9 protein-coding genes and 1 pseudogene are annotated in these 9,464 nt (G+C 47.5%); 5 read left to right on the forward strand and 5 right to left on the reverse strand.

Annotation, left to right across the window (positions count from 1 at the left end; all coding sequences use genetic code 11):
- Positions 1-198: pseudogene (locus NA59_RS11795) on the reverse strand (IS5/IS1182 family transposase); the annotation flags it as partial.
- A 119-nt stretch (positions 199-317) separates the two neighbouring features.
- Here NA59_RS11795 and NA59_RS11800 point away from each other — a divergent pair.
- The 4 genes from NA59_RS11800 to NA59_RS11815 are packed head-to-tail and all read left to right on the forward strand — an operon-like array spanning position 318 to position 3,548.
- The gene (locus tag NA59_RS11800; protein WP_269763851.1) at positions 318-851 is read left to right on the forward strand and encodes a tetratricopeptide repeat protein; all 534 of its coding nucleotides are present in this window, start codon (positions 318-320) and stop codon (positions 849-851) included.
- Positions 852-1,589: a hypothetical protein gene (locus tag NA59_RS11805; protein ID WP_044412967.1), complete on the forward strand. Its 738-nt coding sequence runs from the start codon at positions 852-854 to the stop codon at positions 1,587-1,589. It begins immediately after the preceding gene.
- A gap of 26 nt (positions 1,590-1,615) precedes the next feature.
- Positions 1,616-2,470: an ankyrin repeat domain-containing protein gene (locus NA59_RS11810; protein WP_157792619.1), complete on the forward strand. Its 855-nt coding sequence runs from the start codon at positions 1,616-1,618 to the stop codon at positions 2,468-2,470.
- A 52-nt stretch (positions 2,471-2,522) separates the two neighbouring features.
- On the forward strand, positions 2,523-3,548 hold the full coding sequence (locus tag NA59_RS11815) for a leucine-rich repeat domain-containing protein (RefSeq protein ID WP_052501659.1): 1,026 nt from the start codon (positions 2,523-2,525) through the stop codon (positions 3,546-3,548).
- A 28-nt stretch (positions 3,549-3,576) separates the two neighbouring features.
- Here NA59_RS11815 and NA59_RS11820 read toward each other — a convergent pair whose 3' ends face one another.
- The 4 genes from NA59_RS11820 to NA59_RS11835 all read right to left on the reverse strand — a co-directional run bounded on the left by NA59_RS11820 (position 3,577) and on the right by NA59_RS11835 (position 8,437).
- Positions 3,577-5,739: an ankyrin repeat domain-containing protein gene (locus tag NA59_RS11820; protein ID WP_044412973.1), complete on the reverse strand. Its 2,163-nt coding sequence runs from the start codon at positions 5,737-5,739 to the stop codon at positions 3,577-3,579.
- A 47-nt stretch (positions 5,740-5,786) separates the two neighbouring features.
- Entirely contained in the window at positions 5,787-7,175 is a 1,389-nt protein-coding gene (locus NA59_RS11825) for a hypothetical protein (RefSeq protein ID WP_044412975.1), read from the reverse strand.
- Positions 7,172-7,753, reverse strand: a complete 582-nt coding sequence (locus NA59_RS11830) for a hypothetical protein (protein ID WP_044412978.1) — start codon at positions 7,751-7,753, stop codon at positions 7,172-7,174. Before NA59_RS11830 ends, NA59_RS11825 begins: the two co-directional genes overlap by 4 nt.
- Before the next feature lie 351 nt (positions 7,754-8,104).
- Positions 8,105-8,437: a hypothetical protein gene (locus NA59_RS11835; RefSeq protein WP_157792620.1), complete on the reverse strand. Its 333-nt coding sequence runs from the start codon at positions 8,435-8,437 to the stop codon at positions 8,105-8,107.
- A gap of 444 nt (positions 8,438-8,881) precedes the next feature.
- Here NA59_RS11835 and NA59_RS11840 point away from each other — a divergent pair, with 444 nt between their 5' ends.
- Positions 8,882-9,394 carry a Fic family protein gene (locus tag NA59_RS11840; protein ID WP_044412981.1) on the forward strand — a complete coding sequence of 171 codons (513 nt, stop codon included), beginning with the start codon at positions 8,882-8,884 and terminating at the stop codon, positions 9,392-9,394.
- Positions 9,395-9,464: the final 70 nt, after the last annotated feature.

The raw sequence follows: 9,464 nt of genomic DNA on the forward strand, positions 1-9,464 counted from the left end.
TGCACCGATCACCAAACGTGCGGGTTTGGCGGGACGACCGCGTTTTTGATTGAGCTTGGCATAGTAGCTTTGGGCGAAGTCATCCCATGGAATGCACTGTGCAAGTTGAACCCAGCGGTTTTGTGGATCAAGATCTGATTGGAAGGGCCAATCGAATTCGCTGAGTGATAATTGGGTTACAGAGTGGTCTCGAATCATTTTTGTGCACGCTTTTTTATATCTTGGGGCTGAAAAACTGTGCATTACTATACCACAAAAACAAGTATTTTTGTTTTAAAACAATGATTTATATTTTCTGAGCAGACTCTAATTATGATCTGGCTTATCAGGAATTTAAAAAAGCAGCACAAAACGGCCATGCCGAGGCACAAAACTATCTAGGTGTCATGTACATCAAAAACCAAGGTGCGCCGCATGACCTTCAACAAGCGGCTTATTGGATGGAGCTCGCCGCTAAGCAAGGTCGTCTCAATGCACAATTCAATCTTGCGTTAATGTACAGTAACGGTAAGGGCGTAGACCAGGATGACAAGCAGGCGGCCTATTGGTATCAGATGGCTGCAGAACAAGGTTTCACCAAGGCGCAGTTTAATATAGGGGCTATGTATAGCCGAGGCCAGGGCGTCACTCGCGATGATAAAAAAGCGGTGTATTGGTACCAATTAGCCGCGCAGAGTGGTCATATTGGCGCCCAAAACAATCTTGGTGTCATGTATGAACAAGGTCGTGGGGTTTTAAAAGACTATAAACAAGCCGCCTATTGGTTTGAAATGGCCGCTAAGCAAGGTGATGAAGATGCTCAATTTAACCTAAACGCCATGACACTCAATTCTAAATTGAGGGCCTACTAAATGAGCTTGAAAGAACGCATCACGGATATTTTTGTTTTTCTCTTTGTTGTGGTTGTCATAGTGGGATTGCCTGCATGGGTGATTTACCACCATCATGGCGCCTTTAAAATAGGGGCTATGCTGGACATGCAGACAGCAAAAGTTGGCGATGTCGTTTATTCCGGTATGGGCTATTATCACGAAATAGAGCGACATTCACTGACTTATACGACGGGGTTAAGGCCAAGAGAAAAACATGCCGCCTACTGGCACGGCACAAACCCTGATCGTCTTATCACAAAAGTGAGCGAGGTTTGGTATGCCTACCCAATGGATAACCACTTAGTCCTCATGGTTGTAAAACCTAAAAGTACGCCCTTTGTTTGGGCAGACCGCAACATAGAGTCAGACGTATCCAAATTCATTGTCCGCCCCATCACCCAAGACCAGCAGGCCTGGTTGGAAAAAACAAACAATCAGCACCCACACCGAGAGCTTGATATCGCACCCTTGGCCATTGAGAAAATCATTCGGCCTCGCACCGCTGTTATTTTCTGGACGATTGGGTTAGTGCTTTGGGCGCTGCTGATTACCCCAAAACTTAGCACACTGTTGCACAAGCTGATTGAAAAACCTCGGCTAAAAGCCCACTGGCCAAGACTTCATCATTGGGCCACACGCAACAACGCAAGTTATCTGAAAGGTGCCCTGTTTAGCACACTGCTATTGGGCGTGATAATATTGATGCAAACTATTTAAGGGTCGAGAAAATGAGCGTAAAACGGATGCAACCAAAATTAATAAAACCATCCCTTATTTTATGGGTCGGATGGGTTGTATTGAGTTTTAGTGGGCAGGCGTTGAGTGCGCCTGAGCCCTGTGATTTGCATTCGCTGATTACGCAAAATAAAATGCAAGAAGCCACCCAATGCCTACTAGAAGGTCGTGCCGACCCTAATCAGCTTAATAGCACTAACCAAACGCCTTTGACACGATTAGATAGTTTTACCATGATGCCTAATATGCTCAAAAATCCAACCACTCATCGCTTTGTGCGCGAGTTGATTGCGTCCGGTGCCAACGTTAATCACCGAGTTAGCCCTCAGACACTCACCCCGTTTCAAGCGATGCTTGCCGGTGGACACTTAGCCGAACGCCAAGACCTGATTCTTTTGATGCTACAAAAAGGAGCCGATAACAGTGTCGGTGTGCGCCAAATCGACTCAGGCCGGATGATTACCCCGCTTATCTGGTCAATTAAATACCATCAGCATGAGGCGTTTGATTATCTTGTGGACACGGGACGCTATTTAGGACGGGTCCCACTCACTAATCTTGCTTCCCCTTTTATGCATGCCCTGCATTATGCCAACGTACACGCCCTTAAGGTTTTGTTTGCCAAACAGATGGCTGCCGATTATTCGCCCTATATGAGTTGGCGAACCTTGTTATCTAGCCCAGCGGAGGATATAGCGCCGGCGGTGTCTGTGTTAATCATGCAAGAGCTTAGCATTGAGTGGCAAAACCACAGCAAAGATGAGATCGCAGCGCTGTTCAAGCTAGTCAGTAAGCATCAACAAACTAATCCAAACCTGTATGCGGAACTGCGCAATTATATGGCGTTCCCCTCGGATTTTTAGCTATAAAACTTAAATTAACGATCTTATTAATCAAAACCCGGAGGATATAACAATGACATTTTTTAAAAATCTGATGCAAAAGATTGGTGGCAACGCGGCGGACAATGCCGACAAGCAAGCTTTAGCTGAGTTGACGGTTTGGGTCAACCGCTATACTCGAAGTCGTGACGGGGCGCTCAGCAGCGAACAGCTATTAAGTCTTACCGAACTTGAGGTCGGCGGTGATGATAGCCTAACCGAGATTCCACCGGCGATTGGACAACTGCGCCAGTTAAAAAAGCTCGCCATTGATAAGTGTCAGCTAACTCACCTACCAGACACTATCGGCCAACTCAGCCAGCTTGAAGTGCTCAAGGTCGCTGATACACCCTTAAGCGCCTTGCCAGATGCCCTATTTAGTTTAAGCCAACTCAAACATCTGACCATCGGGCGCACCGATTTAACCGAGATACCACCGCAAATCGGCCAACTCACCCAGTTGGAAATACTGAATTTATGGAGCGGACGCTTCACCCAGCTTCCTGAAGCCCTCGCGCAATGTCAGCAGCTTAAAGTGCTGCGCACCTTTGGTTCAGACATTCAGTGTTTACCAGATAACTTAGGGCAACTGACACAGCTTGAAAACCTTGAGTTGTCGCACAGCCAATTGCAGTGCCTGCCCGATTCAATCGGTGAACTAAAAGCACTCAAGCGTTTGGATTTATCCCAGTGTAAGAATCTAGCCCAACTACCTAATTCGATTAGCGAACTTTCTGCACTGGAAGTCTTGCGTCTGGATTCGACCTCGATTGACACCTTACCCGACTCAATCGGTCAGCTGACTCAGCTGCGTATTTTATCGCTGGAAGCGACTGGGTTGTCCGCGTTATCACCAGGCCTGGTTGAGCTAAAAAACCTCAAACGCCTTAACCTACTCAAATGCAAAATCACCGAATTGCCCGAAGCGATGGGAGACTTAAGAGAGCTAAAAATCAACACCAAACGCGTAAAAACCGCCCTACCCAATCTGGTCAGCGAACCGCTTCATCAGTTCTTTGACATACCTCTCACCCCAGTAACGGAAGTGCCTTTGTATTGAAGCTTGCTTGTTTTGGTTACTAGCGGTTCTAATGCGCTGGTTCCACTGGACGCTCCCAACCGGCATGGGGTCTATAAAACCAAGCGAGACGCTGTGTGGTTCGGCAGCCGTCTTGTTGCGCTTGGGCAAACAGTCGTGCAAGGTCGAGCGTTTGGTCAGGGGTTTGGGGTTGATCAGGGTTTTGGGTTTGGTTGTGTTTCCAGTGCCAGTGTATGAGTTGTGCCATGGCTTCGGGGTGGCGAGTGGTGCGACCTCCTCGCGCTTTATCGGCCAGCAATTTGAGGGCGGTATCGGTTAAATTGGCTTGTTTAAAGAGTGTATTCACTTGGCTTTTGAGTATTGGATGCTGTGCGATCATCGCTGGGCGGCGCGCGGTGGCTAAAAATTGATATAGCGCATCGTTTTTTGAATGGATGCGCGCGCCTTTTTCAACTAGCCGTTTTAATAACGCCTCATCGTGTTCTGGGTGGGTTTGTAAATATCGCAGCAGTGGCGTATGGCCGTTTACATCGTATTGGTTTATGTCTTGCCCTTGTTCGACGAGGGTAAAAAAGACGTCATAAAAGCCTCGGTTTTGTCGCCAATCGGCAAGCAACTCCGGCAAGAGCGGGCCTGTTTGATTGCCAATGGTATATTGCTTTGCATTAAACCCAAGTTCAATCAAGGGCAATATCAATTGCGGCTGTTGTTGGGAGATAACCCAAAAGAAAGCGCTAGGCAAGATGGTCATTAGGGGCTGGTCTGGACTATGCAGGGATTCTAGTCCGGCAAGATCACCAGCACGTATATAGTCAATCGCTCGGCTGCGTGGTGTGCGATTAGCAAACTCCTCGGCTTCTTGTTGTTGCTTTTGTTGATGATAGTCACGCTGGTTTTTGAGATCATTGGCTTCGGCTTGGCGCACGGCTTGCGCTTGCGCAAAACCCCATGCCTCCAGCCGCTCGATGAGTGTTTGGTAATAGCTGGCATTTGGTGCATCGTTTAAAGGCCAATACAGCAGATTACCAAAAAACGCCGGGGTTTCTAGTTTGGCATAGTCTTGTGCTTGCGCCAAGGCTAACAAGCGATCAATCGATGCCCTCGGTCCCCCTTGAATGAGCGCTGAAGTAGCAAGGCTGAGCAGAGTATATCCGCTGTGGCCACCGCCAATATAGTAAATTCCGCGACTGCCTTGGGGATGGCGATTGATGTAGTAGCGATAAGGATTCGCGCCTTGGGTTAATAACCAATCCAGCGCCGCGTCATGTCCATGAAACGCGGCCAATCCAACGGCATCCAGATTGAGTTGGTCGGTATGGGTGAGTAAATCACGATGCACCCCAGCTTGGAGCAGTTGGGCCATAATCTCAACCTGACCTAGGCGCGCGGCATAATGCAGATAGGTGGCAACGCCCTTCCCGGCTTCGCGTGACCCGGGTCTTGCTGGTTGAGGATTGGATGGATTAAAAATTCCCGCTGACAACCAGCGTTTGACTGGCGTGCCGGCTTCAATCGCCAGCGCGGCTAATTGTGGGTCTTTCAGGCGAATCGCCTCACTGAGCACACTGCGCCCGAGTGAATCCATTGCATCGGGTTGCGCACCTCGTTCGATAAGATGATAGGCTAAAGGCAAGCGACCATAACGCAGGGCAATCAATAAAGGGGTTTCTTGTCCGATGTCGGCACGATGATTAACATCAAATCCACCTGCCAGCAGGGCATCGATCAGCGGTTGGCTGTTCTGTTCAATCGCCAGTTCCATCGCATGGCGACCATTGGGCTGTTGCTGGTAGGGATTGGCGCCTTTGGCTAACAACAAAGCCACGATGGCCGGATGGTTTTGTTGTGCCGCCCATAACAAGGCGCTCATCTGCTCACCCTCTTGGGCATCGACCTGCGCACCTTGTTCGAGCGCTTGCTGTACAAGGTGTTTTTCACCTATAAAGGCAAAGCGTTGTAAATGGTAGTCTAGCGTGCGCTGTTCACTCCAGTTTACCTGCGGCCATTCGGCTTGCGCGGGCAAAGAGGAGAACACACTCAGAGCCAGGGTTAAAATCAGAGCTAGCGTCAGGCTTAGAAGCTGTTTCAGCGACAGGTTTAGGTTTAGCGCCCGCGATGGACACAACGGCAACAACGGCCTCGACGGCCACAATCCAAGGTGTCGCGTATTTTTGGGCGGGTTAGTTGAAATCACGATGGCTAATCTTTCCATTTTTGACCCTATTGCTTTTATTCATCGCTCTCATTCATCGTTCTAATCTATTGTGTTAAGGCTTGACCAAGGATTTGAGGAAGCCTTTTTATTGGTATTTCACCCTGCATACGATCATGAGTGTTAATAATGGGCTCGCCTTGGTCATTTTTATGGTTGCTGAGGATTGAGAGAATCCCTAATGCCAAAGGGCCTGTGTTGTTTTTAATCGATTGGGCATCCGCATCAATCGCCACTACCCCATCGGCCTGATAGAACACATCCAACAAACGGCTTTTGTCATCCAGGGTGGCGGTATGGAGTGTCAGCGCAAGCGATAGCTTGTCATAATCAAGCGATGGGGCGATGCGCCCGCCAACCCCCGCTCCTAAGCGCATGCCATCCAGCTTTGCCACCAGGCCTGCATTGGTTTGTGGTGTTTGCTGGATTAGGCTATTCAAAATAGATAGCGCTATTTCAGGTGAAACATAGTTTGATGCCATATTGATGGAGAACTGCACTTGGTCGTATTTCATGCCGAACGTTTGGAGCAAATCTGAATCCGAGGCATAGTGCGCAAGCAGACTCAATCCTTCATGTGGGTTGTTTAGTAGATGCCCAGACAAAACAAGGTTTTCAATTTTGGTTTGGCGCAGTTTGTCGGTATAGCTGGCATAGGCTATGCCCTGTGCGCTCAGCTGGAGCTGCAGGCTTTGTGCTATCTGAATCGGCATTTGTTGGCGCAACCCATCAGTTGGATCACTTGGCTTTATTGTCAGGCTTATCGGATTCACAATCGCCAAGTCGGATTTTAGATGATTGAGGTCCAGTGCAAAAACATCACCCGCCATCATTGCGCTGAGTTGAAGTCGCGCTATATCCGCATCAAAGGCAAGGGTTTTACCATGTTGGTCTTCTCGATGGCGCAGGTTGAGCGTATTTTGACCGACTAAGGCTGAGAAAGCATAATCGGGTGAATACTGGGTATCTTCTCGCGCTAATACGCCCTGCTGTGTCGTGAGTGTTGCGTCAAAGCCATCTGGAAAAAGCCTAGCCGTTAGTTTTATGGGTTGATCCTGTCCGGGCCAAATGGCTTCAATTTGTTGTTTAACACGGCCATCTTCAAGTCGCTCATGATCAATCACCACCACAAGCTGCTTTGCGCGAACTTGGGCGATGAGCGGCAGATGATAAGCCGTGTCATAGATGTTGATGAGTCCAGAGAGTTGAATGTCTGCACCGAGAATCGTCTGCTTGATGAGATAGTGATCATCCATGCCCACAGAAATATGCTGACCAAGCGGATAGGTGCCCTTGTCTAGTATCCCAATCAGCGCCTGTTCAATTTGGGCTTGGTGTTGTTGTTTTATAGCATAAAGCAATGCGCTTCCCGCGCCAAGCAGGAGGATGACCAGCAAGGCACTGATTAATATTTTTTGGGGGTTATTGGGTTTCATCGACGATAGTGATGGCGAGTGCCATCTTGTTCGAGTTCGCAATATATCCTAGCATGAATACGTGGCGCTTCAAGGAGGGTGGTCATACCGCGTGCAAATTCTCGGGTAGTGCCAGCCATCACGGCACAATGGCGTTGTTGTGTGCCCTCACAAAATCGTGCTTGCATACCATCAAACTCAATATTGAGCGCTTGGCTGTAGGTGCGCGTATGGTTTTGTCGTTGGTATTCAACATCAACCTGCTCACTAAACCCACGCACTACCCGAAAGCCAACAGGCGTAATCGGGTGTGTTTCTTTACTCATTTGCACATGACCTTGGCGCACCACGCATTGAAGCTTGTCACCAAATCCGGCCTGCTCAAAGGCTTGTTGTTTTTGCTGTGCCATTAAGGCTTCATGCTGGCGTTGGCGTTCTTGACGCTCGGCACGCAATTGAGCTTGTTTTTGATACGCGGCGTGTTGTTGCTCAGGACTCATGCGCTCCCACGTCTCCTTATCAATGCCCAAGGGATGACTTGCACAGCCCACCAAGCCAAATAATAAAACAATCAACCCTAATGCGTATCGAATTTGCATGGTTTTTTCCTTCTGTATAAACTCGTTAACATTTTATCTTAAACAACGCATTGGCTGTTTAAAATCCACGCATCATGACGAGGACGAAGACCGTGGCAATCTTTTGAGAATGTGCACGCCCTTGAGAGATTGCCGCGTCGCTGCGCTCCTCGCAATGACAGGGATTTTCTAAACCTAATGACCGTGGCGCACAGCTTGGTAATGAGGTTAACATGCTTACTGCACTGATTTTTCGGTATTATTTAGATGTGTTTGCACTGAGCATGCATGAGGTATGGCATTTAGATCACGGCGACACGTTAAAAAACACCCCAGTTAAGGGGTGCGCGATAAACAAGCTAGGCTTGATGATTAGGATTTAGGCTTGCCTTCTTGGTTTAATCTATCCATTAAGTCTTTTACCGACACACTCGCGACGTCAGCCGCTTTTTTTATGGATACATTGAGTTGTCGTACCATTTCCAATGCCATTTCCAGCCTGCCTTCAAGTTTGCCCTGTTGGATGCCTTCTTCCATTGCAATGCGTTCCATTGATGTGACATAAGCCATGTGTTGCTCCTCTTCTATTTGGTCAACAATATGTTTACATTCGATTTCTAGATTATGCGGCAATGTGATCATCCAGTCAATAAGACGCAATAATTCTAGGACTTGTTGTTTGCTGTAGCCGCGTTGATACAACAAGCGAATTAAGCCGATTTTGGCATCGAGTTTTTGCTTTGGATCTTTGCTGATTTTAGCCTGTAATTGCGCCGCGACGATGACTGCGCCAAAAGGTGGCTTTTTTGTCGAGCTGCGTTGTTTTTTTCATGATGCGCCCTTGGATTAATTGACGCGATCATGATGGCAGGTTTAGGATGGGGCGACTAGTATGGGTGCGGTCGGACGCTTACATTCAAGTTACAAATAAGTTGAAATATCAGGACAAGACGAGTAAGTGAAAGTCAAATGTTTTACTGAACAATACTACACCGACATTCTTGCTTCACAAAAAAAGTATAGGGTCTTAAATTTCAACAGCACTGATCAAACGGCAAAATAAACGGCAAAATATAAATAAATTTAGTATCTTAAATTCATAATTGTGTTAATCTTTAATAAGATACAGCTTATGGAGATAACGGCAAAATGAATCTGCTAACACCTTTTATGCCCTCTGTAGAAAACCCAAAGACGTCCGCATTGTTAAAGCAAGCTGATGAATTGGTCGTTGGGTGTGCGAGCTTATCTGCAGGTTTACAACCTAACGTTCTTAACGAAATAAAACGCATCACTCGACTAGTCAACAACTATTACTCAAACCTCATAGAAAGTGAAGGCACCCATCCTGTCGATATTTATAGGGCTATGCAGCAAGATTTTGCTTCTCAGCTCGACTCGAACGCCAAACAACATCTGGCGCTAGCCTATAGTGAAGCACAAACAATTGTTTTTAATGAAACAGCTGATTATTCCGATCTGCAATGCCTACTAAAGATTCACCGTACTTTTTACAGTTCGGACTATTTATTAGAGCAACACAAAACCATCAAGGATGCGCAAGGACAACGCCACCCTATTATGCCTGGTCAGCTGCGTGAGTCAGATGTCATTGTTGGGTGCCATCTTGCACCACCAGCAGTTTCCCTTGGTGATTTATAACGGCCAAGCAAGATGGACGGCTAAAACCAATATCGCCGATCAGATTGAACCCGTACCAAGCTTTCTCAAG

Origin of the sequence: Thiomicrospira microaerophila (assembly GCF_000934765.1) — a bacterium.
GTDB lineage: Bacteria > Pseudomonadota > Gammaproteobacteria > Thiomicrospirales > Thiomicrospiraceae > Thiomicrospira > Thiomicrospira microaerophila.

What these genes read in the sequence shown, in the direction of transcription:
- NA59_RS11810 (WP_157792619.1), top strand. Translation starts at nt 1,616, where the DNA reads ATGCAACCAAAATTAATAAAACCATCCCTTATTTTATGGGTCGGATGG.
- NA59_RS11825 (WP_044412975.1), bottom strand. Translation starts at nt 7,175, where the DNA reads ATGAAACCCAATAACCCCCAAAAAATATTAATCAGTGCCTTGCTGGTC.
- NA59_RS11840 (WP_044412981.1), top strand. Translation starts at nt 8,882, where the DNA reads ATGAATCTGCTAACACCTTTTATGCCCTCTGTAGAAAACCCAAAGACG.
- NA59_RS11815 (WP_052501659.1), top strand. Translation starts at nt 2,523, where the DNA reads ATGACATTTTTTAAAAATCTGATGCAAAAGATTGGTGGCAACGCGGCG.
- NA59_RS11830 (WP_044412978.1), bottom strand. Translation starts at nt 7,753, where the DNA reads ATGCAAATTCGATACGCATTAGGGTTGATTGTTTTATTATTTGGCTTG.
- NA59_RS11820 (WP_044412973.1), bottom strand. Translation starts at nt 5,739, where the DNA reads ATGGAAAGATTAGCCATCGTGATTTCAACTAACCCGCCCAAAAATACG.
- NA59_RS11805 (WP_044412967.1), top strand. Translation starts at nt 852, where the DNA reads ATGAGCTTGAAAGAACGCATCACGGATATTTTTGTTTTTCTCTTTGTT.